This window comes from Paraburkholderia pallida, from assembly GCF_004524855.1.
Classification (GTDB): domain Bacteria; phylum Pseudomonadota; class Gammaproteobacteria; order Burkholderiales; family Burkholderiaceae; genus Paraburkholderia; species Paraburkholderia oxyphila.
Genome location: NZ_CP038149.1, coordinates 1194500 through 1218630, shown reverse-complemented (window position 1 = coordinate 1218630; position 24131 = coordinate 1194500). Strand labels below are relative to the sequence as shown.

The 24131-nt window shown below is 65.6% G+C and carries 22 protein-coding genes; 17 read left to right on the top strand and 5 right to left on the bottom strand.

Annotated features, from left to right (window positions below; translation table 11 throughout):
• Positions 1–527 precede the first annotated feature (527 nt).
• The 16 genes from E1956_RS20650 (at position 528) to folD (ending at position 15791) form a co-directional block, all read left to right on the top strand.
• On the top strand, positions 528–854 hold the full coding sequence (locus tag E1956_RS20650) for a hypothetical protein (protein WP_134752439.1): 327 nt from the start codon (positions 528–530) through the stop codon (positions 852–854).
• 83 nt (positions 855–937) lie between these two features.
• The gene (locus tag E1956_RS20645; protein ID WP_134752437.1) at positions 938–1321 is read left to right on the top strand and encodes a hypothetical protein; all 384 of its coding nucleotides are present in this window, start codon (positions 938–940) and stop codon (positions 1319–1321) included.
• Positions 1322–1325: 4 nt separating this feature from the next.
• On the top strand, positions 1326–1466 hold the full coding sequence (locus E1956_RS46200; protein WP_028223261.1) for a hypothetical protein: 141 nt from the start codon (positions 1326–1328) through the stop codon (positions 1464–1466).
• A gap of 89 nt (positions 1467–1555) precedes the next feature.
• A complete protein-coding gene (locus E1956_RS20640) occupies positions 1556–2947 on the top strand; it encodes an APC family permease (protein ID WP_134752435.1) in 1392 nt (463 codons plus the stop codon).
• A gap of 88 nt (positions 2948–3035) precedes the next feature.
• Positions 3036–3713: a hypothetical protein gene (locus tag E1956_RS20635; RefSeq protein ID WP_134752433.1), complete on the top strand. Its 678-nt coding sequence runs from the start codon at positions 3036–3038 to the stop codon at positions 3711–3713.
• Complete coding sequence (locus E1956_RS20630; RefSeq protein ID WP_232071762.1) at positions 3700–4065, top strand: hypothetical protein; 366 nt, start codon at positions 3700–3702, stop codon at positions 4063–4065. The genes E1956_RS20635 and E1956_RS20630 overlap by 14 nt, the downstream gene beginning before the upstream one ends.
• A 167-nt stretch (positions 4066–4232) precedes the next feature.
• Positions 4233–5093 carry a formyltetrahydrofolate deformylase gene (purU, locus tag E1956_RS20625; RefSeq protein ID WP_134752431.1) on the top strand — a complete coding sequence of 287 codons (861 nt, stop codon included), beginning with the start codon at positions 4233–4235 and terminating at the stop codon, positions 5091–5093.
• 103 nt (positions 5094–5196) lie between these two features.
• Positions 5197–6438 carry an FAD-dependent oxidoreductase gene (locus E1956_RS20620; RefSeq protein ID WP_134752429.1) on the top strand — a complete coding sequence of 414 codons (1242 nt, stop codon included), beginning with the start codon at positions 5197–5199 and terminating at the stop codon, positions 6436–6438.
• A gap of 15 nt (positions 6439–6453) precedes the next feature.
• Positions 6454–6711: a sarcosine oxidase subunit delta gene (locus E1956_RS20615; RefSeq protein WP_028223255.1), complete on the top strand. Its 258-nt coding sequence runs from the start codon at positions 6454–6456 to the stop codon at positions 6709–6711.
• Positions 6712–9675, top strand: a complete 2964-nt coding sequence (locus E1956_RS20610; RefSeq protein WP_134752427.1) for a glycine cleavage T C-terminal barrel domain-containing protein — start codon at positions 6712–6714, stop codon at positions 9673–9675.
• The gene (locus E1956_RS20605; protein ID WP_232071760.1) at positions 9672–10373 is read left to right on the top strand and encodes a hypothetical protein; all 702 of its coding nucleotides are present in this window, start codon (positions 9672–9674) and stop codon (positions 10371–10373) included. Before E1956_RS20610 ends, E1956_RS20605 begins: the two co-directional genes overlap by 4 nt.
• Positions 10374–10496: 123 nt before the next feature.
• Positions 10497–11825: a type III glutamate--ammonia ligase gene (gene glnT / locus E1956_RS20600; protein WP_134752425.1), complete on the top strand. Its 1329-nt coding sequence runs from the start codon at positions 10497–10499 to the stop codon at positions 11823–11825.
• Between the two features lie 90 nt (positions 11826–11915).
• Complete coding sequence (locus tag E1956_RS20595; protein WP_028223251.1) at positions 11916–12824, top strand: class II glutamine amidotransferase domain-containing protein; 909 nt, start codon at positions 11916–11918, stop codon at positions 12822–12824.
• A complete protein-coding gene (locus tag E1956_RS20590) occupies positions 12812–13510 on the top strand; it encodes a GltB/FmdC/FwdC-like GXGXG domain-containing protein (RefSeq protein WP_028223250.1) in 699 nt (232 codons plus the stop codon). Before E1956_RS20595 ends, E1956_RS20590 begins: the two co-directional genes overlap by 13 nt.
• Before the next feature lie 16 nt (positions 13511–13526).
• The gene (locus E1956_RS20585) at positions 13527–14885 is read left to right on the top strand and encodes an FMN-binding glutamate synthase family protein (RefSeq protein ID WP_028223249.1); all 1359 of its coding nucleotides are present in this window, start codon (positions 13527–13529) and stop codon (positions 14883–14885) included.
• Between the two features lie 6 nt (positions 14886–14891).
• A complete protein-coding gene (gene folD / locus E1956_RS20580; protein ID WP_134752423.1) occupies positions 14892–15791 on the top strand; it encodes a bifunctional methylenetetrahydrofolate dehydrogenase/methenyltetrahydrofolate cyclohydrolase FolD in 900 nt (299 codons plus the stop codon).
• A 128-nt stretch (positions 15792–15919) separates the two neighbouring features.
• Here folD and E1956_RS46905 read toward each other — a convergent pair whose 3' ends face one another.
• Entirely contained in the window at positions 15920–16144 is a 225-nt protein-coding gene (locus E1956_RS46905; RefSeq protein ID WP_232071874.1) for a hypothetical protein, read from the bottom strand.
• Between E1956_RS46905 and E1956_RS20575 the strand changes: the two genes are divergently transcribed.
• Positions 16065–17309 (top strand): pyridoxal phosphate-dependent decarboxylase family protein, encoded by a 1245-nt coding sequence (locus tag E1956_RS20575; protein WP_232071849.1) that lies wholly within the window; start codon positions 16065–16067, stop codon positions 17307–17309. The two genes, E1956_RS46905 and E1956_RS20575, sit on opposite strands and share 80 nt — an antisense overlap.
• A 795-nt stretch (positions 17310–18104) precedes the next feature.
• Here E1956_RS20575 and E1956_RS20570 read toward each other — a convergent pair.
• Genes E1956_RS20570 through E1956_RS20555 form a run of 4 tightly spaced genes read right to left on the bottom strand, consistent with a single transcriptional unit; the run spans position 18105 to position 24119 of the window.
• Positions 18105–19085: an HpcH/HpaI aldolase/citrate lyase family protein gene (locus tag E1956_RS20570; RefSeq protein WP_134752421.1), complete on the bottom strand. Its 981-nt coding sequence runs from the start codon at positions 19083–19085 to the stop codon at positions 18105–18107.
• Between the two features lie 55 nt (positions 19086–19140).
• On the bottom strand, positions 19141–22047 hold the full coding sequence (locus E1956_RS20565; protein ID WP_232071758.1) for a phosphoenolpyruvate carboxylase: 2907 nt from the start codon (positions 22045–22047) through the stop codon (positions 19141–19143).
• Complete coding sequence (sucD, locus tag E1956_RS20560) at positions 22025–22930, bottom strand: succinate--CoA ligase subunit alpha (RefSeq protein ID WP_028223489.1); 906 nt, start codon at positions 22928–22930, stop codon at positions 22025–22027. The genes E1956_RS20565 and sucD overlap by 23 nt, the downstream gene beginning before the upstream one ends.
• 10 nt (positions 22931–22940) lie before the next feature.
• On the bottom strand, positions 22941–24119 hold the full coding sequence (locus E1956_RS20555) for a malate--CoA ligase subunit beta (protein ID WP_134752419.1): 1179 nt from the start codon (positions 24117–24119) through the stop codon (positions 22941–22943).
• Positions 24120–24131 lie beyond the last annotated feature (12 nt).

Below are 24131 nucleotides of genomic sequence, written 5' to 3'. Positions count from 1 at the left end.
AGCGCCTTCGCGCACTCACCGGGCGGCACCCCAGCGCATTCGCCGGCCACCCGCCCGGTTTCCCTTGCATACCCTTCCGCCCGCGCGTAGCGCATGGCGGGAAGGATGAGCCCCTTGTCACCAAGGCGGAATGTGCGGGAAGACGGATGCCCCGGAGCCGCTCCGATCAACAGGGCGGTGGTGGACTGCGTCACACTAGCGGTGTGAGCCGCTTTCTTTTGCCTACTTTTCTTTGCGGCTGCAAAGAAAAGTAGGTGCCGCCCCGCACAGGGGCAACGCCCGCGGCCCGCCGCGAAAACAAGTTAATCCGCACCGCATAGCAAACCACTTTAAAAAGCGGCCCTCAAGCGCTCCGCAAAAGCGCGCCCCCATCCCACTTAGGGTCTCTATCTACCCCCAAAAACAGTATTGACACGCGGAGCCCAATCCACAATAAATACCACGGTGAAACTTTGTTGCTGAAAGGGAAACACGAAGGGCGATACCGAACACCTTACCGTTTCACCTCACCAATGGAGGGATTGAGCATGAATTACCGAATGCGAAAGCGCGTCGACAGCATGTTTGCCCGAGACCGTTTGATGGCGGGCATTGCCTTGCTGGCGCTGTGGGTGGCGCTGGGATATGTCTACTTTGCAGTGAGCCTGTCCGTGACGGATCCCGCGGTCCGCGTCGCGCTTACGATCGGCGCCATCGGTGTGCTCGTCTTCAACACCGCGTCGGTGACGGCAATGGTGCGGCACTACAAGGAGGACAAGGACCACATCTACGGTCTGGACATCCACCATCTCGACGAAAACCGCCTGCGCAAGGCCGCGCTTCGCGACGACGAGAAAGAGGAAGTGCTTGCCTGACCCCGCCCCACGGCTTCCCGTGGCACGCGGCCTCCTCAATGCTGAACCGTTCAACGCAATGCCAACTGAAGAGGAAACTCGACATGGCATCGGAATACGTTCCTCCTGTACAGAAGGGTTTCGGGCAACTGGTGGATAGCCTGTTTCTGCTGGTGCTCGTGTATTGCAGCCTGCTCGCGCCACTGCTGCTCAAGGCGCCGGACCAGCAGCCGGCGCCGGCGCAAGCCGCGGCAACGCCGGTGTCGTGGCAGGCGCTGGGCCAGAATCCGACGATGCAGGCGCAGTGGCAGAAGCTCGGCTACGACGCCGCGCAGGCGAAACCCATCATCACCACCAAGTTCGACTACGTAGTCGATCCGGGATCGTTGATCGTCACGGCGCTCGTGATCGTCGGCTATTTCGTCTTCGTGCTGCGCGTATCGGAAAGACAATACCGGCAGGTGATCGCCGAAAAATTTGGAGAGTGACGCCATGAACTTCTGGGCACTGCTGAGCCATGCCGCCTGGGCGCTTTCGATCCTGTTGTTCGCATGGATTCTCGTCGATGCGTTGCGCGTTTCCCGCGCGTATAGCGACGATTTCCTGATGAGCTCGACCGAAGGCAGCGAATAGCCCTCACCGAATCACGATGACACCTTTCCGGCGGCCTCAGCGGCGCGCCGGCTTCGATCCATTCAGATAAACCTGTACAGGAGCGGTGCATGAGCGACGCAGCAGTGTCAGGTCAGCAGGGAGAGCGTATCGCACTCCTGAAAGTGCTGGGGCCCATTCACGTTTGGGCGCTCGGCGTGGGCATCGTGCTCGTGGGCGAGTTCATGGGGTGGAATTTTTCGGTGGCCAAAGGCGGTGCATATGGATCGCTGATCGCCTGCTGGATCATCGGCCTGCTCTATACCTGCGTGGCCATGATCGATTCGGAAGTGACCTCGACCGTGGCCGCGGCCGGCGGCCAGTATACGCAGGCGAAGCACATCATCGGGCCGCTCATGGCGTTCAATGTGGGCCTCTATCTGGTGATGGCCTATACGATGCTGGAAGCGGCCGATGCGCTCGTGGTCGGCGACCTGATCAAGGCCGTGGCGGCCGACTCGGGTTATGCGATCGACTCGCGCCCGTTCGCGCTCGTCACGATCGCCTTTCTCGCGTGGCTCAATTATCGCGGCGTGTTCGTCACGCTCACGGTCAATTTCGTGATCACGGCGATCGCCTTTCTTGCCATCGTCGTGCTGTTCTTCGGCGTGCAGCCGTGGAATCCGGGCCAGGTCCTGCTCCATCATCAACTGCTCACGCAGTTGCCGTATGGCTGGCTCGGCGTGGTTGCCGCGTTGCAGTTCGGCATGTGGTACTACCTCGGTATCGAAGGCACCTGCCAGGCCGCCGAAGAGGTGCGCTCGGCGGGTCGCTCGATCCCGCTCGGCACGATGTGCGGCATGATCACGCTGCTGATCGCCGCCGCGCTGACCTGGTACGTGGCCAGCGGGCTCATGCCGTGGGAGTATCTCGGCCAGGCCGTGACGCCGCTCTACGACGCCGCGCGGCTCACCGGCAACAAGGGGCTGCAGACGCTGCTGTTCGTGGGCACGCTGTTCTCGGCGATCGCTTCGGCCAACGGCTGCATCAACGACGCTTCGCGCGCATGGTTTTCGATGTCGCGCGACCGTTATATGCCGATGTGGTTCGGCGCAGTGCATCCGCGCTATCGCACGCCTTACCGCGCCATCATCTTTCTCGTGCCGATCGCCATTTCGTTCGCCTTCACGGGGCTGCTCGATCAAGTCATTACGTTCTCGATTCTGTCCGGGCTCCTTGGCTACACGTTCATGTCGATCAATATCGTGAAGTTTCGCCGTAAATGGCCGCTGGGCAGCATCAACCGGGGCTACGTGCATCCGTTTCACCCGATACCGGCGATCGTGCTGGCCTGCCTGTGCTCCGCGACCTATTTCGCCACTTATCTCGGCTATGGCGCCTCGCTGCTGTCGATCATGGCGTTCTACATCGTCGCGTCGATCTGGTTCGCGCTGCATCGCTACAAATACGTCAAGCGCGGCGACCAGTTCACGATGAACTGGCCACGCCCCAAGGACTACTGATGCGCAGGCATTGAAACCGGCAAAAAGCAGTGGCAACGGCGCGGGCGGCTCATACCGCCCGCGCCGCATTCGCAAATGGAGATTCCCTATGTCAGTCGCAGGCATCGCTCTCACCACGGCGTGCGTCGCGGCGCTCGCCGCCCTTTACCGGCGTGAGCGCGAGGCGTTCAGGGCGCAGCGCCGCACCTTGTTCGATGGATGCTTCGCGATATTCGACCATGCCACCCTGACGCAGGACGACGTCGCCTTTCCCGTGCTTACGGGTTCGTATCAAGGGCACAGCGTCCGCATCGAGCCGCTCGTCGATCAAGTCGTGTTCCGGCAGGTGCCGTCGCTCTGGCTCGTCGTGTCCGTGAGGCGGGACTTGCCCGTGGCCGGGACCTTCGACTTGCTCGCGCGCAGGGCGAACGTCGAATTCTGGTCGCAGGCGGGCGCGCTGCCTCTGCACGTGCGGCTACCCCATGAATGGCCAGAACATACCTCGCTCAAATCCGATCATCAGGTCTCCGAATCGCTGCTGGGCGTACTCGATCCGCACGTCAGGGAATTGTTCTCCGACCCGCGTTCGAAAGAGCTGGTCGTGATGCCGCGCGGCGTGCGCGTCGTCTACCAGGTCCAGGCGGCGGACCGCAGCGAGTACCTGGTGCTGCGCCGCGCGACGTTTCGCGGCGCGCAGGTGAGCGTCGCATTGCTCGAGTCGCTGCTCGAGCGCGCGACGACCGTATGCGCCGATCTGATGCGAGGAGGCGATCATGCCAATGCCTGAAGCCGACGCGGCGGCGGTAGCCATCGACGCCACCACCGATGAAGCCCGCAAGCGGCCACGGGAGCCAGCCATACGCCGCCCCCTGCATCCGCGCCTCGTGTTGGCCGCAGCGGTGCTGCTGCCGGGCGCAGGGCAGGTCCTCAACCGCATGCCGACGCGCGCGCTCATCATGGTGTTCTTCATGCTATTGCTGGGCTTCCTGACGCTGCAACTCGCCGCGCCCGAGCGCTCGTTCGTGGGCCGTCACGCGGGGGGCATCTTCGTCTATGCGATCGCCGTGCTCGACGCCTATACGGTGGCCCGATATCGCTGGGAATGCTTCAGGCAACGCTCGCAAGCAAAGGGCGTATAAGGGGCCGGAGGCGCGGGGGGCTACCCACCGGGAGGTAGTTCTTACCCCGCGAGCAATACGCCCGATGGGGTTCCTGACAGGAAATAAAGTTTATTGGTGTTGACAGCGGAAATTCCGCTAGCTACTTTTGATTCACGTTCACTCCAGTCGAGAATCAGGTGGCCCTCATGTCAGAAACGCGCCGCTTTACACTGACGTTGTCATGCCCCGACCGGGTCGGCATTGTCGCTGCAGTCAGTGCGTTCATCGCCGAGCATCACGGTTGGATCATCGAGGCGACGCATCACGCCGACGAAATCGAGAAGCGCTTCTACATGCGCCACGAGATCGCGACCGACTCGCTGCCCATCAGCGTCGAGGCTTTTCGCGAGCGCTTCGCGCGCATTGGCCGCGAATTCTCGATGGACTGGAAGGTGACCGATCATTCGCAGAAAAAGCGCGTCGTGATCCTCGTCTCGAAGCTCGAGCATTGCCTGTACGACTTGCTCGCGCGCTGGAAGGCCGGCGAGCTCGACATCGAGATCCCGTGCGTGATCTCGAACCACGAAACGTGGCGCAGCTTCGTCGAATGGCATGGCATTCCGTTTCACTACGTGCCGGTGACGCCGGAGACCAAGCAGGAGGCCTACGACCAGGTGCAGCGCCTGTTCGAGGATGCGCGCGCCGACACCATGGTGCTCGCGCGCTATATGCAGGTGTTGTCGCCCAAGCTCTGCGCGGCGTATCCGGGCCGCATCATCAATATCCATCATTCGTTCCTGCCGAGCTTTGTGGGCGCGAAGCCATACCACCAGGCGTATACCCGCGGCGTCAAGCTCACGGGCGCGACCTGCCACTACGTGACGGAAGAACTTGACGAAGGCCCGATCATCGAGCAGGACGTGATCCGCGTGCGCCATTCGGACCGGCCCGACGACCTCGTGCGGCTGGGCCGCGACATCGAAAAGGCCGTGCTGGCCCGAGGCTTGCGTTATCACCTCGAAGACCGCGTGCTGATACACGGCAACAAGACGATCGTGCTGCGCTGAAGCGGTCCGCAATCGGATCCGCAGTCAGCCCCGTAATCAGCCCTAGCTGTCCAACCCGCTTTGCCCGCGCGGCGTGTACGCGGGCGAGAACAAGGAGTGAGCCATGCCGTGGCGTCTCGTGCGTTTTGCCATGTCGAAGAAGCACCCCGAGCCGAGGATGTTCACCCGGCATGACACTTTGCGCAGTTCTTATGACGTTGTGATCATCGGCGCGGGTGGCCACGGGCTCGCGAGCGCGTACTACCTCGCCCGCGAGCACGGCATCAAGAACGTGGCGGTGCTGGAGAAGGGTTATATCGGCGGCGGCAATACGGGCCGCAACACCACGATCATCCGCTCGAACTACCTGACGCCCGAGGGCGTGCAGTTCTACGATACGTCGGTCAAGCTGTGGGAGGACCTCTCGCAGGACTTCGATCTGAACCTGTTTTATTCGACGCGCGGCCACTACACGCTCGCGCATACGGATTCGGCCATGCGCACGATGCGCTGGCGCGCGGAGGTGAACAAGCACTTCGGTGTGGACTCGGAGGTGGTCGGTCCGAAAGAGGTCAAGCAGGCCGCGCCGATGATCGACCTCTCGTGCGGCGGCGTGGCGCCCATTCTGGGGGCGCTCTATCACGCACCGGGCTCGGTCGCGCGCCACGACGCCGTGGCATGGGGCTACGGACGCGGCGCCGACCAGCGTGGCGTCGAGATTCATCAGCAAACCGAAGTGCTGGGCATCGACGTGGTGGGCGGCAAGGTGAAGGGCGTGAAGACCTCGCGCGGCTATATCTCGACCAACAAGGTGTTGTGCGCGGTGGCCGGCTCCACGCCGCGCATCACCGACATGGTCGGGCTGCGCACGCCCATTTACATTCACCCGCTCCAGGCGATGGTGAGCGAGCCGCTCAAGCCGTGGCTCGATCCGATCCTGGTTTCGGGGAGCCTGCACGTCTATATCAGCCAGTCGGCGCGCGGCGAGCTCGTGATGGGCGCCTCGCTCGATCCCTACGAGCTGCACGCCACGCGCTCGACGCTCGATTTCGTGGAAGGGCTCACGGCGCACATGCTCGAGATGTTCCCGTTCCTCTCGAATGCGAAGGTCATGCGCCAGTGGGCCGGCATGGCCGACATGACACCGGACTTCGCGCCCATCATGGGCAAGACCCCGGTGGAAGGGTTCTATCTGGACTCAGGCTGGGGCACGTGGGGCTTCAAGGCCACGCCGGTGTGCGGCAAGACCATGTCGTACACCGTCGCGAACGACACGAACCATTCGCTGATCACCGGCTTCACCCTCGATCGCTTCAGCCGCTACGCGCTGACCGGCGAGAAGGGTGCGGCGTCGGTCGGGCACTGAACGGAGGGCACGACGATGAAGATCATGACCTGTCCCGTGAACGGCGCGCGCCCCGTTTCCGAGTTCGTCTACTGGGGCGAATTGCGCGCCATGCCGGACCCGGCGAAGGCGACCGACGCCGAGTGGGCCGACTACGTGTACTGCCGCAACGGCGCCGCGGGCGTGAAGAAGGAATGGTGGTGCCACACACCGAGCAACACCTGGTTCATCGCCGAGCGTGACACCGCGAAGGATCGTGTCATCCGCACGTATCTGAACGACGAGGAGGCGTAAATGCGTCTGGCACCGCATGCAGGCGAATGGATCGATCGCAGCAAGCAGATCGAGTTCGGCTTCGAAGGGCAGCGTTACGTCGGCTTTGCAGGCGACACCGTCACGAGCGCGCTGTGGGCGTCGGAGGTCTCGGTGCTCGGGCGCAGCTTCAAGTATCACCGCCCGCGCGGCGTGCTCTCGCTCGCGAACCACGACGTGAACGCGATGTTCCAGGACGGCGCGCGCCTGAACGTGCGCGCCGACGTGACCGAGCTGATCGCGGGCGCCAACTGGCACGCGGTCAACACCACGGGCGGCGTGGCCGCCGACCGTGGCCGCTGGATGGGCAAGCTCGCGCCGTTCCTGCCGGTGGGCTTCTATTACAAGGCGTTCTACAGCAAGCGCTGGTTTCCGCGCTGGGAACGCATGTTCCGCAAGATGGCCGGGCTCGGCACGGTCGATCTCAATGCGCCGCACGTGCGCACGCCCAAGCGTTACGGGTTTTGCGACGTGCTCGTGATCGGCGCGGGGCCGTCGGGCCTGGCGGCCGCGCTGGAGGCGGCGCAGCAGGGCGCGGACGTGGTGATCGTCGACGAGAATGCGCGCTCGGGCGGCAGCGGCACGTATCAGGCGGGCGGCGAGATGGAGCGCCTGGAAGCGGTGCGCGCGCTCGAAGCCCAGGTCCGTGCGCATCCCCGCGTGCGCATGTTCAACCGCACGCTGGCCGCGGCCTACTATGCGGACCACTGGGTGCCGCTCGTCGAGCCCGGGCGCATCACCAAGATGCGCGCGAAGGCGGTCGTGGTGGCCAGCGGCGCCTTCGAGCAGCCGGCCGTGTTCCACAACAACGACCTGCCGGGCGTGATGCTCGCCTCGGCGGCACAGCGGCTCGCGTGGCGCTATGGCGTCGCGCCGGGACAGCGCGCGGTGGTGCTGGGCGCGAACGCCGATGCCTATCGCGCGGCGCTCGACATGCTCGAGCGCGGCATCAAGGTGAAGGCGCTGATCGACATGCGCGCGACGCATCGCTGCGGCGCGCTCGCCCGCGAGCTGGAGGTGCGTGGCGTGGAGGTCATCGGGGCGAGCTGCGTGACCGAGGCCGTTCCCGACACCGACGGCGCCAGGCTTGCGGCGGTACGCGTGGGCCCGATGCCGCCCGCAGGCATGAGCGTTTCGCATGACCGCACCCGCCAGATCGAATGCGACACGCTGCTGATGAGCGTGGGCTGGGCGCCGGCTGCGAATCTGCTTTACCAGGCGGGCACCGCGATGCGCTACGACACGCACGTCGAGCAGTTCGTCCCCGAGCGATTGCCCGATGGCGTGTTCGCGTGTGGCCGCGTGAACGGTGTGCATACCTTCGAGAGCAAGCTGCAGGACGGCCGCCGCGCAGGCGCTCAGGCCGCTGGGCATGTGGGTGCCGCAGCGCTTTCAGATGGCAAGGTGTCCTTCGCAATTGCCGCCGAGCCGGAATCGCCGTCGCACGCGTGGCCGATCGTGCCGCATCCTGCGGGCAAGAACTTCGTCGACTTCGACGAAGACCTTCAGCTGAAGGATTTCGAAAACGCCGTGCAGGAAGGCTTCGACAACATCGAGCTGCTCAAGCGCTTCTCGACCAACGGCATGGGGCCGAGCCAGGGCAAGCACTCGAACATGAACGGCTTGCGCATTCTCGCGCGCCTGACCGGCAAGGCGCCGCAGGAAGTGGGCACGACCACGGCGCGCCCGTTCTTCCATCCCGTGCCGATGGCGCTGCTCGCCGGACGCGGCTTCAACCCCGAGCGCCGCACGCCGATCCACGCGCAGCACGAGCGCCTGGGCGCGAAGTGGATGCCGGCCGGCGTCTGGCAGCGGCCCGAGTACTACGCGGTGGCGGGCAAGGACCGCGCGCGCTGTATCCAGGAAGAGGTGCAGGCGGTGCGCACGGGCGTGGGCATGATCGACGTGGGGACGCTCGGCAAGCTCGAAGCGCGCGGGCCGCAAGCCGCGCAGTTCCTCGAGCGCGTATACGTGTCCAAGTACGCGGGGCTGAAGCCGGGCATGACGCGCTATGCGCTCATGTGCGATGAAGCCGGCGTGGTGATCGACGACGGCGTGGTCGCACGGCTCTCCGACGATCACTTCTACTTCACGACGACGACATCGGGCGCGGCGGCGATTTACCGCGAGCTTTCACGCCTGAACACGATCTGGGGGCTCGATTGCGGCATCGTCAACGTGACGGGCGCCTACGCGGCCATCAACCTCGCGGGTCCGTATTCGCGCGCCGTGCTCGCGAAGCTGGTCGATCTCGATTTGTCGTCGGAAACATTCCCGTATCTCGGCATCCGCGTGACGGGTATCGCGCTGGGCGCGAACCGCGTGCCGGCCAGGCTGATGCGCGTGGGCTTCGTCGGCGAGTGGGGGTACGAGATTCACATTCCCGCCGAATATGGCGCGGCATTGTGGAGCGCGATCCAGGAAGCGGGCAAGGAGTTCGGCATCCGGCCATTCGGCGTCGAGGCACAGCGGCTCCTGCGGCTCGAGAAGGGCCACGTGATCGTGAGCCAGGACACCGACGGCCTGACGACGCCGCGCGATGCCGCCATGGAGTGGGCGGTCAAGATGGACAAGCCGTTCTTCGTGGGACAGCGCAGCCTGCAGGCCATCGACAGCCAGCCGCAGCCGCAGCGCCTCGTGGGCTTCGCGCTGGACGACGGCGTCAAGAACGAGGCCTTGCGCGAGTGCCATCTGGCGATCGAAGGCACCGAGATTGCGGGCCGCGTAACCAGCGTGTCGTGGAGCGAGACGCTGCAGAAGACCATCGGCCTCGCGTTCGTGCGGCCCGCGATGGCCACCCCAGGCACGCGCATCCGCTTTCGTCTGAGTGACGGCACCATGGTGTCCGCCACGGTGGTGCCCACGCCGTTCTACGACCCTGACAACGCGCGCCAGAAAGATGCCGCACCCGCGCACGCCACTGCACCGAGGGAGGAGACCGCATGAGCGCAGCGAACCCGTCAAGCGCAGCCCATGTCTTGCTGCGCACGAGCCCCGTACGCGACGCACGGTACGCCGCAGAGCCGCAGTGGGGCGTGGTCGAGAACATGCAGATCGCCGAGCGCTTCGGCGCGAACGACGATGCGCGTGCACGCTGCGCCGGCATCGCGGACGTCTCGCATCTGTACCGCACGGGCTTCAAGGGCCAGGGCGTGGCCGCCTGGCTTGCGGATCAGGGTCTGCCCTTGCTGCAGCAGCCCAACACGTGGGCGCCGCTTGCAAGCGGCGGGCTGATCGCGCGCCTGGGCCTTACCGAGTATCTGATCGAGGACGGCTTGAGCGGCCGCGCCTCGGCCAAGCTGGCCCACCGCGAGCCGGCGCTGCGGGTCTATCCGGTGCTGCGCCAGGATCTGGCGCTGGTGCTGTGTGGCGAAGCGATCGACGAGCTTTTGCTGCAGACCTGCAACGTCAACTTTCGCGCGCTGGACCTCGCAACCCGCCCCGTCGTGCTGACTTCGATGGCGGGGGTCGCCGTCACCGTCCTGCCGGGCGAGCGGTTGGGCCGGCCGTACTACCGTGTGTGGGCCGACGGCACGTACGGCGTGTACTTGTGGGAAACCCTTGCCGGCATCGCTGCCGAACTGGGAGGCGGGCCGGTCGGTCTCGCCGTGATAGACGAAATCGACCAGGCACCATCGCAATAGGCTCACATCAGGCCCGTTCCAGGCCCGCATCAGGCTCAGCAGGCAGCTGGCGGAGGTACCCGGCGCAACCAGGCGCCAGGCGCTTCCTCGACACCGTAATCACGACGCTTGAGGACAATCGACATGACACCCGCAGAAGCCAAGCAGTTCCTTGCAGACAACGACGTCAAGTACATACTCGCGCAATTCGTCGACATTCACGGCGTCGCGAAGACGAAGTCCGTGCCCGCCGCCCACCTCGACCTGATCCTGACCGATGGCGCGGGCTTTGCCGGCTTCGCGGTGTGGGGCCTCGGCATCGATCCGCAGGGGCCGGACTTCATGGCGGTGGGCGACCTCGACACGCTCACGCTCATGCCGTGGCAGCCGGGCTATGCCCGCATCGCTTGCGACGGCTACGTGAAGAAGGAGCCGTGGCAGTTCGAGAGCCGCGTCACGCTGAAAAAGCAGGTCGCGCGTCTGCAGGAGCGCGGCTGGATCCTGAACACCGGTCTCGAACCCGAGTTCTCGCTGCTGCGCCGCACTGAGGACGGTCGCATCGTGCCGTGCGACGACACGGATGCGCTGCCCAAGCCGTGCTACGACTACAAGGGCCTGTCGCGCTCGCGCGTATTTCTCGAGCGCCTGACCGAGTCGCTGATCAAGGCCGGCATCGACGTCTATCAGATCGATCACGAGGACGCAAACGGTCAGTTCGAGATCAACTACACGTACTCGGACTGCCTGAAATCCGCCGATTCCTATGTGTTCTTCAAGATGGCAGCGGCGGAGATCGCCAACGAGCTCGGCCTCGTTTGCTCGTTCATGCCCAAGCCGTTTTCGAACCGGCCGGGCAACGGCATGCATATGCACATGTCGATCTCGGACGGCGAGCGCAACCTCTTCGCCGACAAGCACGACGAGCGCGGCCTCGGGCTCACGAAGCTCGCCTATCACTGGACGGCCGGACTGCTCAAGCATGCGGCGGCGCTCGCGGCCATCTGCGCGCCCACGGTCAACTCGTACAAGCGCCTCGTGGTAGGGCGCTCGCTGACCGGTGCCACGTGGGCGCCGGCTTATGTGAGCTATGGCGACAACAACCGCTCGTCGATGGTCCGCATTCCGGGCGGCCGCATCGAGCTGCGCCTGCCCGATGCCGCCTGCAACGCGTATCTGGCGACGGCCGCCGTGATCGCCGCCGGCCTAGACGGCGTGAACAACAAGCTCGAGCCCGGCGAGCCGTGCAACCTGAACCTCTATGAGATGTCGCCGCAGGAGCTGCGCCAGCGCGAGATCAACATCTTGCCGCAGAACCTCCAGGATGCGCTGCGCGAGCTCGAACGCGACGAAGTCATGATGGAGGCGCTCGGCCCGGCCGGCACCGAGTTCCTGCGCCTGAAGCACATGGAGTGGATCGAGTACATGCGCCATGTGTCGGACTGGGAGCAGAAGACCTACCTCGAGTTTTTCTGAACTGTCTTACATGCAGCGGCGTGGCGCCCGCGCGGGCGCAGCTACGCCAGCCGTCCATGAAACGCAGGAAATACGTGCAGGAGAGCACTCATGTGTGGAATTGTAGGATTGCTTATCAAACAGCCAGCGTTGCGTGAGCGGCTGGGCGAGCTGATGGTGCCCATGCTGCTCGGCATGACCGAGCGCGGGCCCGATTCGGCGGGGCTGGCCGTGTTCACGGAGCCGGTGGGCGAAGAGGCTCGCAAGATCAGCCTCTATTCTGGTCTCACGGAAGCGGCCGAGGACTTCAACTGGCAAGGCCTCGCGCACGAGATGAACACCCATCTGGGCGCCGGTGCGTCGGTTCACGCGAAGGGCAATCACGCGGTGCTCACCGTGAGCATCGCGCCGGAGACCGCGAAACGCTGGATCGCCGAGCAGCATCCGAAGCTGCATATCCTCTCGACGGGCCGCGCAATCGACCTGTACAAGGATATCGGCACGCCAAAGGAAGTGTCGGACCGCTATGCGTTCAAGAACCTCACGGGCACGCACCTGGTCGGCCACACGCGCATGGCGACCGAGTCGGCGGTGACGCCGGACCGCGCCCACCCGTTCACGGCGGGCGAGGACTTCTGTCTCGTGCACAACGGCTCGCTCTCGAATCCCTTTGGCGTGCGCCGCATGCTCGAACCGCACGGCATCCACTTCGATACCGACAACGACACCGAAGCGGCCTGCCGTTTCCTCGAGTACCGGCTGCGCGAGGGCGACGATCTCGAAGTGGCGCTGCAACAGGGCTTCGAGCAGCTCGACGGCTTTTACACGTTCCTGATGGGCACGCCCGACAAGCTCGCGCTGATCCGCGATCCGTTCGCGTGCAAGCCCGCGGTGGTGGCCGAGACCGACGACTACGTCGCGATCGCCTCCGAGTTCCGCTCGCTGGCCCATCTTCCCGACATCAAGCATGCAAGCGTGTTCGAACCGGCTCCCGAGGAGATGTACGTATGGAAAGTGTGAACTTTGACCTGGCAAGCACGTCGGTGACCGAAGTCAACCGGTTCTTGCACAAGGAGGCCGCCGGCCAGGCCGTGCAGGCGGTGCGCATCGCGAACCCCGATGGCGCGCACAACATCGCGGTCGGGCTCGACCTGCCGATCGAGGTCGAGATCGACGGTCACGCCGGCTACTACGCCGCCGGCATGAACAAGGAGGCGAAGGTCACCATCGCGGGCAGCGCGAGCACCGGCGTGGCGGAAAACATGATGAGCGGGCGCGTGCACGTGAAGGGCTTCGCATCGAATGCGGCGGGCGCTTCGGCGCAAGGCGGCCTGCTCGTGATCGAAGGCGACGCGGGGCTGCGCTGCGGCATCTCGCTCAAGGGGGCCGATATCGTCGTGAAAGGCTCGGTGGGCAGCTTCTCGGCCTTCATGGCGCAGGCCGGCCGGCTGGTGATCTGCGGCGACGCCGGCGACGCCCTGGGCGATTCGTTGTACGAAGCGGTGCTATACGTGCGCGGCAACATCAAGTCGCTGGGCGCGGATGCGCGCGAGGAGCCGATGACGGCGGCCGACATCGAGGCGGTGGCGCAACTGCTGCGCGCGGCGGGCCCCGCATTCTCCGGCTTCCAGGCGAGGGAGTTCAAGCGCATCGCCTCGGCCCGCTCGCTCTACCACTGGAATGCCGACGCGAACCAGGAATATTGACCCAAGGATCCCGACCATGGAAATCAAGCCCATCCACCTGAAGCAACTGGCGACCGAAGAATCCTGGGGCTTCGACCGCAAGACGATCAACTATATCCAGAACGCCGCGGCGCACGGGCTGTACGAGATCCGTGGCCTTGGCGCGAAGCGCCACGTGCCGCACTTCGACGACCTGCTGTTCCTCGGCGCATCGCTGTCGCGCTACCCGCTGGAAGGCTATCGCGAGAAGTGCACCACGAAGACCGTGCTCGGCACGCGCTTCGCGAAGAAACCCATCGAGCTCGCGATCCCGATCACGGTCGCGGGGATGAGCTTCGGCGCGCTCTCCGCGAACGTGAAAGAGGCGCTGGGGCGCGCGGCGACCGAGATGGGCACCTCCACGACCACCGGTGATGGCGGCATGACCCCAGAAGAGCGACGCTCCTCGAAGACGCTCGTCTATCAATGCCTGCCGTCGCGCTACGGCTTCAATCCCGACGACGTGCGCAAGGCCGACGCGATCGAGGTGGTGATCGGCCAGGGCGCGAAGCCGGGCGGTGGCGGCATGCTGCTCGGGCAAAAGATTTCGCCGCGCGTTGCGAAGATGCGCACGCTGCCCGAAGGCATCGACCAGCGCTCGGCCTGCCGCCATCCGGACTGGACCGGCCCTGACGATCTGCTCATCAAGATTCAGGAGCTGCGCGAGATCACCGACTGGGAGAAGCCGATCTACGTAAAGGTGGGGGCGACGCGCACCTTCAACGACGTGAAGCTCGCCGTGCACGCGGGCGCGGACGTGATCGTGGTGGACGGCATGCAGGGCGGCACCGCGGCCACGCAGACCTGCTTCATCGAGAACGTCGGGATTCCTACGCTTGCGGCGTTGCGCCAGGCCGTGGACGCGCTCGAGGACCTGAACATGAAGGGCACGGTGCAGCTCATCATTTCGGGCGGCATCCGCAGCGGCGCGGACGTGGCGAAGGCGCTGGCGATGGGCGCGGATGCGGTCGCGATCGGGCAGGGCGTGCTGGTCTCGCTGGGCTGCAACAGCGCCTCGTATGTCGAGAACGGCCAGCATGTGCAGGTGCTCGACGACTACGCGAACTTGGGAACGGCGCCGGGCTATTGCCACCACTGCCACACCGGCAAGTGTCCCGTGGGGATCACCACGCAGGACGCGGTGCTGCAGGAGCGGCTGCAGCCCGATGTGGGAGCGAAGCGTCTGCGCAACTATCTGAAGACGCTGAACATGGAGCTGACCACGATCGCGCGCGCCTGTGGCAAGCAGAACGTGCATCACCTCGAGCCGGAGGATCTCGTCGCGCTCACGGTCGAGGCCGCGGCGATGGCGCGTGTGCCGCTTGCGGGCACCAACTGGATCCCGGGCGTGGTCTGACTCGCGATGACGGCGCAGATCATCGATGGGAAACACCTTGCGCGGCGTTTGCGGGCGCGCTTTCGCGAGCGCGTCGCCGCGCTGTCCATGCGCGGCGTCGTGCCGGGCCTCGCCGTGGTGCTGGTGGGCGACAATCCGGCCTCGCAGGTCTATGTCGCGAACAAGGTGAAGGCGTGCGAGGAGAGCCGCGTGCGCTCGTTCATGCACCGGTTCCCCGCCACCTGCACAGAAACGGAGCTGCTCGAGCGCATTGGCGAGCTGAACCTGGACCCGGCCACGCACGGTATCCTCGTGCAATTGCCGCTGCCGCCACAGGTCAACGTGCGGCGTGTGCTGGAGAGCATCGTCGTCGACAAGGACGTGGACGGCTTTCATCTCTACAACGTTGGCGCGCTCGTGGTCGGCAATTCGATCTTTCCGCCCTGCACGCCCTATGGCGTCCAGCTCCTGCTGGAAACCACGGGCATCGACGTGGCGGGCAAGAACGTGGTGGTGGTGGGCGCGAGCAACATCGTCGGCAAGCCGATGGCGCTGATGCTGTTGCAGAAGGAAGCCACGGTGACCATCTGCCATGCGAAGACGCGCGACCTCGCGCATCACACGATCCACGCGGACATCCTCGTGGTGGCGGCGGGCAGGCCGGGGCTCATCAAGGCGGAGATGGTGAAGGAAGGCGCGATCGTGATCGACGTGGGGATCAACCGGCTTGCGGATGGGCGGATCGTGGGCGACGTCGATTTCGAAGCGGTGCGCGAGCGCGCCTCGTGGATCACGCCGGTGCCCGGCGGCGTGGGGCCGATGACCGTGACCATGCTGATCGAGAACACGCTGCGCTCGGCGGAGCGCTTCGCGCAGGGCGAGGCGTTTCATCCGGCACAGCCGTTCTGGCAGGTGCCGGCGCGCTAGAGCGGAGAGTGCTGCGGGAGCACGCGGCGACATCAGGGGAAAGGAGCCGCTGTGCCCGAGTTCAAGAGGATGCCGGAAGATGAAGCAGGCGCCGCGTTCGACGCGGCGCACCGGCTCGCGCTGGATTTTCATCGCACCCGCGCGACGCGCCCGCCTGCAGCCACGGCGGGCTTCGCGGCGTTGCTCGAAGCGTTGGGCGGACCCACGCCGGAGAGTGGCATGCCCGCGAGCGAAGCGATCGAGCAGCTGGCCGCGGCGGCCGGTCCCGGCTTGATGGGGACGGCGGGCCCGCGCTTTTTCGGCTGGGTCGCGGGCGGGTCGCATCCGGCTGGGGTCGCGGCGGACTGGCTCACGAGCGTCTGGGGGCAGAATGCGGCCTGCTACGAAGGCGCGCCGGCGGCCGCCGTGGCCGAGCAGGTGGCCGCGCAATGGCTGGTCGACCTGCTGGGGCTGCCGCCCGAGTGCTCGGTGGGCATCACGACGGGCGCGACGATGAGCAATTTCGTCTGCCTCGCGGCGGCGCGCGGCGCGCTGCTGCGCCGGATGGGCTGGGATGTCGAGGCGGACGGCCTGTTCGGGGCGCCGCCTATTGCCGTTTTCATCGGCGAGGATGCGCACGCTAGCGTGCTTGCCGCGCTGCGCTATCTTGGGTTTGGAGAGCGCAGGCTGGTGAGGATTGCTACTGATGAGGCGGGGCGGATGCAGGTTGACGCGCTGCGTGCCGCGCTTGCGCATTGCCGTGGGCCGCATCTCGTGATTGCTCAGGCGGGTCATATCATGACTGGCGCGTTCGATCCTGTGGGGGAGATTGCGGCGCTCACGCATGAGCATGGTGGCTGGCTGCATGTGGATGGTGCATTCGGGTTGTGGGCGAGGGCGTGCCCGGCGCGGGCGGCGCTCGCTGTTGGTGTGGAACAGGCGGACTCCTGGGCGACCGATGCGCACAAATGGCTGCAGGCGCCATACGAGTGTGGTTGTGCATTTGTGCGCGATGCTGACGCGCATCGGCGGGCGATGACGATTGGTGCGGGTTACTTGCCGCCCGCGGAAGAGGGCGGGGTGCGCGATCCTGTGCATTATGCGCCGGAGCTTTCGCGGCGGGCGCGGGGGTTTGTGTTGTGGACGCTGCTGCGCGCGTTCGGCCGGAGTGGCATTGCGGCGATGATTGAGCGGCATTGCATGCTTGCGGAGCGGCTGGCGCGCCGTGTGGCCGGTGAAGCTGGCATCGCGGTGCTCAACGAGGTCGAGTTGAACCAGGTTGTTGTGCGGTTTGGGGCGCACGAGCCCGCTTCTCTTGGTGATGCACTCACCGATGCTGCGATCGCACGTATCCAGCAGGATGGCGTGTGCTTTGCGCTCGGCGCGCAGTGGCGAGGGCGCCGTGTGATGCGGGTTTCTATCATTGCCTGGTCCACCACTGAGGACGATATAGAGCGTGCCGCCGATTCCATGATCACGGCGTGGCGTGAGGTCCGGCCTGTCTCCGTTGATGAAGGGGGCGTTGCTGTGAACGCCTAGGTAGCGGTTGGTGTCGCTGGTTTTAAGGCGTTGGCCTTAACTTGTTTTTGCGGCGGGCCGCAGGCGTTGCCCCTGTGCGGGGCGGCACCTACTTTTCTTTGCCGCGGCAAAGAAAAGTAGGCAAAAGAAAGCCGCTCAAACCGCTAGTGTGACGCCGTTCACCACTGCCCTGTATATCGGAGCGGCTCCGGAGCGTCTGTCACCACAGGGCGTATAGCGGAGTGACTAAGGGCTCATCCATCCGGCGGCGCTCCGCGCGCCGTGGGGCATAACCAAAACCAGTGGGATTCACGCGTATTCGTAGGAATCCAATGTATTCACTCGGCGGCTTGCCCACGCATTCGCCAGCTAGCAGGCCAGTGCATTCACCGGTTATCACTCCAGCGCATTTACCAGTTAGCATCCAATCGCATTCACCAGTCAGCACTCAAGCACATTTACCGGTCAGCACCGCCGCGCATTTACGGACGGCACCCCTAACGCATTCGCCGGCCAGCCCGCTTGGTTTTCCATGCAGACCCTTCCGCCCGCGCGTAGCGCGTGGCGGGAAGAATGAGCCCCTTGTCACTAACGCGGAGTGTGCGGGGAGACGGATGCCCCGGAGCCGCTCCGAATTACAGGGCAGTGGTGGACTGCGTCACACTGGCGGTTTAAGCCGCTTTCTTTTGCCTACTTTTCTTTGCGGCTGCAAAGAAAAGTAGGTGCCGCCCCGCACAGGGGCAACGCCCGCGGCCCGCCGCGAATACAAGTTAAGGCCACGAGCGCGCGGCAGCGCACCACCATAACCACAAGCGCTCAGCGCTTCCCCTCATCAATAGCCCGCGCGGTAGAAATCAGCGCCTCAGCCATCCGAATACTAGCCGCGTCGATCAGACGCCCATCCAGCGACACAGCGCCCTTGCCGTCCTTGGCGGCCTGAGCCATCGCATCCATAATCCGCTGTGCACGCGACACTTCAGCATCACTCGGCGTAAACACGCGATTCGCCAACTCGATCTGCGAAGGATGAATCGCCCACTTCCCATCATAACCAAGCACCGCGGCACGCCTGGCAGCCGCATCATACCCATCCGGATCGCTGAAGTCACCAAACGGCCCATCCACAGGCCGCAATCCATACGCCCGGCAGGCCACCATCATGCGCGTCTGCGCGGCGTGCCACTGGTCGCCCCAGAAGTACTCACGCTCGCCGTTGGCATCCTTGTCGCTGAGCACGCCATAGTCGCGATTCACGCCGCCAATCACCGTCGTGCGCGCACGCGTCGAAGCCGCATAATCGGCCACACCGAACGACATCGCTTCGAGCCGCCGGCTCGACTGCGCGATCGCCTCCACATTCGCCATGCCAAGCGCGGTTTCGATCAGAACTTCGAAGCCAATGCGCCGCGTGCGCTTCTTCGCCGTCTCGATCTGCGTGACAAGCATGTCGATCGCATAGACGTCCGCGGCCACGCCAACCTTCGGAATCAGGATCATGTCGAGGCGCGGACAAGCCTCCACAATATCCACGACGTCGCGATACATGTAATGCGTATCGAGCCCATTGATACGCACCATCACGGTCTTCTTACCCCAGTCGATGTCGTTCAGGCCTTCGATGATGTTCTTGCGCGCCTGCTCCTTGTCGTCGGGCGCGACCGCATCTTCGCAGTCGAGAAAGACGATGTCGGCGGCCGAGCGCGCGGCCTTTTCAAACATGGCGGGGTTGGAGCCCGGCACAGCGAGTTCCGAGCGGTGCAGCCGTGGCGTGGCCGGTTCGATTGCAGTAAAGCTCATGAATAATCTCCTCGATAGTTGGGGCGCGACCAGCAACAGCAGGCAGGCACACGGCCTAGCCCGTCGCGCCGAATCCCGATGCGATGCAATTGATGGACAGTAAGAGCGGCACCAGATAACTGCGCCGCTCCTGATCGGCGCTTGCTGCGCGATACAGGCGCAGCAACTCGATCTGCTGCCGGCTCACGAGGTTGATGGCCGGCAGCCGCCGCGCAAGCCGCTCGCAGAACTGCGGGAAGCGTTCCGCAACCGCGCTGCCGCCGCTCACTTTCAGCACCATCGCCGTGGTGAGGCGGTACTCGGCCTCGATTTGCGTGAAGATCGTTTCGCGCAACCGCGCGTCAGGCACAAGGCTCGCGTAATCACGCGCGATGTCGAGATCGACCTGGGCGAGCGTCTTCTCCACCTCGTCCACGATCAGCCGGAACAGGCGCGATTCATTGAACATCCTGCGCAGCAGATCGAGCCCGCGTTCCTGGCGCACGGCGAGAAAGGACGAGATCGCGCTGCCCACGCCATACCAGCCCGTGAGCGCGTGGCGGTTCTGCGACCACGCGAACACCCACGGAATCGCGCGCAGGTCTTCGAGGCTGCGTGCACCGAAGCGCCGGGCAGGGCGCGAGCCCATGTTCAGCATCGAGAGCTCTTCGAGCGGGCTGGCCGCCTGGAAGTACGCGATCAGCTCGGGCTGGTCGACGAGCTTCACATAGGCTGCGCGCGAGGCGCCCGCGAGCGCTTCCATCGCGTCGTCGAATTCGCCGCGCGGTTGCAGCTCGTCTTCGCGCTCGGACTTGAACGTATGCTCCAGCACGCTCGACGCGAGCAGCTCGACGTGATACTGCGCGGTGCCCCGGTTCGCGTACTTGTACGAGACGACTTCGCCTTGCTCGGTCACCCGAAAGCGCCCGTTGACCGAGCCCGCCGGCAGCGCGGCAATCGCGCGGCCCGCTGGCACGCCACCCCGGCTCACCGAGCCGCCGCGGCCGTGGAAGAACGAAATCGTGATGCCCAGTTCGCGTCCGACCCGCGCGATCTTCGTCTGCGCCTTCGACAGCTCCCAGTTGCTAGCGAAGAACCCGCCGTCCTTGTTCGAATCGGAGTACCCGATCATGACCTCCAGCACGCCGCCTTGCGCGCGTATGCTGCGCTTGACCATCGGCACGGCCAGCAGCTCGCGCAGGATCTCGGGGGCGCGGCGCAGGTCGTCGATGGTTTCGAGCAGCGGCACGACCGGCAGCGTGCAGCTTTCCACACCGGCGGCATCGCTGAAAAGCCCCGCTTGCTTGGCGAGCAGGTAGACGCCGAGCACGTCGGTCGCGTGGTGCGTCATGCTCAGGATGAACGCGCCGAACGCATTGCGGTCCACCTGTTCGCGCATCGCGCGGACCATGCGGAAGATCTGGACCGTTTCGGCTTCGACGTCCGCGAGGGACTCGGGCAGCGCTGCTCCCGCTTCGCCCGGGCCGAGCGGGCGCGCGAGCTCTGAGACGAGCCACGCTTTCCATGCTTCGGACTGCAAATCGGGTGGCTCGGAGCCGGGCTTCGCGCGCGCGCGCCAGAGCGCGAGCAAGGTCTTGTTGATGACCGTGGAGTTTTCGCGCAAATCGAGCTGCACCGTGCTGAAGCGGAACGTCTCGACTTCATGGCGCAGCGGCCGCACGTACGAGCCGGCCAGCGTGTCGCTGCCGGTCGCGAGCAGGGCCAGCTCCATCGCGCGCAGCTCGGCCGCCAGTTCGTCGGCGCTCGCGTAGCCGCCGGGAATGGGCGTGCCTGCGCCGCGCCGCTGCGCGTCGGCGAGCGTTGCGTCGAGCTTGCGCAGCATGCAGGTCAGGTACTGGCGGAACACCTCGCCCGGATTGCGTGTGGCAATGGCCGGGCCGTCGCCGCTTTGCTCCAGCACGCGCGCGAGTTCCGCACCGAACGCCTCGGGCACGGGCAGCGCCTCGGCGGTAATGCTGAGCGTCTGTGCGAGATCGAGCAGTTGCTGCCGGTAGCGCTTGAGGCACGCGAGCCGGTTATCGTAGAGCGTCGCGCGCGTGACGTCGTTGTTGACGAACGGATTGCCGTCGCGGTCGCCGCCGATCCACGAGCCGAACTGGAAGAAGCGCGGCATCTCGAAGTGCTCGCCGGGGTAGAACTGGTGCAGCGCGTCTTCAAGGCGCTCGAACAGCAGCGGCACGGCCTCGAAGAGCGTCTCGCCGAAGAAGTGCAGCCCCCAGGCCACCTCCTGCGCAACGGTGGGCTTCTCGCGGCGCAACTCGCCGCTCATCCACAGCAGTTCGATCTCGTTGGCAAGCTGCCCGACCAGCTTGCGACGCTCGCGCGGCGTCCAGCGCGGCGACTCCAGATCCATCAGCTTGCGATAGATGCGCCGGTGGATTTCGAGCACGGTGACGCGCTTGGCCTCGGTCGGGTGCGCCGTGATGACGGGGCGGATCTTCAGATGCTGGAGCACCGCGCGCACTTCGTCGGCGGGCACGCCGGCTGCAGCCGCGTCGGCCACCACGCGCGAGAACGAAGCCGTGAGCCGCGCATAGCCGCTCTCGATCTCGATCTCGCGGCGTCGGCGCATGGCGGTGCTCTGCTCGGCCACGCTCAGCAGTTGGAACCAGATGCCCTGGGCCTGCAGGCTGCGCCGCCATACTGCGCGCGGGACGTCGGGGGGCAGCGGCTCACCACGCAGCGCCAGTTCGACCTGCGGCTGGCGGCGCCGCGCGACGTCGCACAGCAAGCCGAACAGCAGGTCGACCACGCACGGTTCGTAAGCCTCGGCATCGAGCGTCGGCAACGCCGACGAGGCCGTGGCGAGACGGTCGAGCAGCGAGGGCGGAGCGGGGGGCGAGGACGGTGGTGCAGCCGGTTGACGGCGCGGCGCCTCCACGCCGCGCGACGTCACCTTGCGAGCCTCGGCCCCGGCGGACTCGATGGCCTCCATGGCCTCAAGCGACGCGGCGGGCATCATTTTGCGTCAGCGCCGCAGCGACGGTGGAGCCCAGCTCGGAGGCGCTGGGTGCAACGAAAAGACCGTGAGCGCGCATGATTTCCGCTTTCTCGGCGGCGCTGTCGCCAGCGGCCGAGATGATCGCGCCCGCGTGGCCCATGCGGCGCCCCTTCGGGGCCGTGAGGCCGGCGACGTAGCCCACCACGGGCTTCGTCATGTTCTCCTGTACCCAGCGCGCCGCCTCGGCTTCCTGCGGGCCGCCAATCTCGCCGATCATGATCACGACCTCGGTCTCGGGGTCGTTCTCGAAGAGCCGCAGGTGGTCGAGGAACGAGCTGCCGTTGATGGGGTCGCCGCCGATGCCCACGCTCGTCGTCACGCCGAGACCCAGCGTGTTGAGCTGGGCGGCCGCCTCGTAGCCGAGCGTGCCCGAGCGCGAGACGATGCCGACCGAGCCGCGCCGGTAGATGTGTCCCGGCATGATGCCGAGCATGGCTCTGCCCGCGCTGATGATGCCGGCGCAGTTCGGCCCGACCAGCATCGTGCGGGTTTCTTTCGGATACCGAAGCAGATAGCGCTTCACGCGCATCATGTCCTGGGCCGGAATGCCGTCGGTGATCGAGCACACGAGCTGCAGGCCCGCGTCGGCGGCTTCCATGATGGAGTCGCCGCAGAAGGGCGGCGGCACGAACACGAGGCTCGCCGTGGCGCCGGTCGCCTGCACGGCTTCCTTCACGGTGTTGAACACGGGGCGGTCGAGGTGGCGCTGGCCGCCCTTGCCGGGCGTGACGCCGCCCACCACGTTGGTGCCGTACGCGATCATTTCCTTTGCGTGGAAGCTCGCCTTGTCGCCGGTGAAGCCCTGCACGATCACGCGGGTGTTTTCGTCGATCAGGATGCTCATGGGTACGCTCCTATTTGCTCTTGCTGGCGCGGTGCGCCTTGGACGCTTCCACGGCCTTCTGGGCCGCTTCGAGCAGCGTTTCGGCCGCGATGATCGGTAGCCCGCTCTCGCGAATGATGCGGCGTCCCTCTTCGACATTGGTGCCCGCGAGCCGCACAACGAGCGGCACGCGCAGGTTCTTCGCGGCTTGCACGACGCCCTCGGCGACCCAGTCGCAGCGGTTGATGCCGGCGAAGATGTTGACGAGAATCGCCGAGACGTTGGTGTCGGAGAGCACGAGCCGGAAGGCCGCGGCCACCCGCTCGGGCGAGGCGCCACCGCCCACGTCGAGGAAGTTCGCGGGCTCGCCGCCGGCGTACTTGATGGTGTCCATGGTGGCCATCGCGAGGCCGGCGCCGTTGATGATGCAGCCGATGTCGCCGTCGAGACCCACGTAGTTCAGGCCGAACTGCGCCGCCTCCGATTCGCGCGGGTCTTCCTGCGAGGCGTCGCGCATCTCGGAGACGTGCGAGTGCCGGAACAGGCCGTTGTCGTCGAACGTGACCTTGGCGTCGAGCGCGATCACGCGGTCGTCGGCGGTCACCACCAACGGGTTGATCTCCACCATCGTCGCGTCGAGGTCGCGGAAGGCGCGGTAGGCGCCCATGATGGCGGCCACGGCGCGGCTCACCTGCTTGATGTTCAGGCCGAGGCCGAAAGCGAGTTCGCGCGCCTGGAACGGCTGCAGGCCCACGGCCGGCTCGACGATCGTCTGCAGGATGGCCTCGGGATGGGTGTGCGCGACTTCTTCGATCTCCATGCCGCCTTGTGCGGAGACGATCACGCGCACGCGTTCGGTCTTGCGGTCGAGCACGATGCCCAGATAGATCTCGCGCTCGAACTTCTCGGCCACTTCGATATAGACGCGCTCGACGACCTTGCCTTCGGGCCCGGTTTGCGTGGTCGCGAGACGCTTGCCGAACAGCGAGGCCGCCGCGCTGTGCACGTCGTGATAGGTCTCGCAGAGCTTGATGCCGCCGGCCTTGCCGCGCGCGCCCGAGTGGATCTGCGCCTTGACGGCCCAGTGCCAGCCGCCGAGCTCGGTGGCGCAATAGACGGCCTGGTCCGGTGTATAGGCGACCAGCCCGCGCTGGATCGGCACGCCGAAGCCGGACAGCAGTTCCTTCGCCTGGTATTCGTGGATGTCCATGATGGTGTTCCG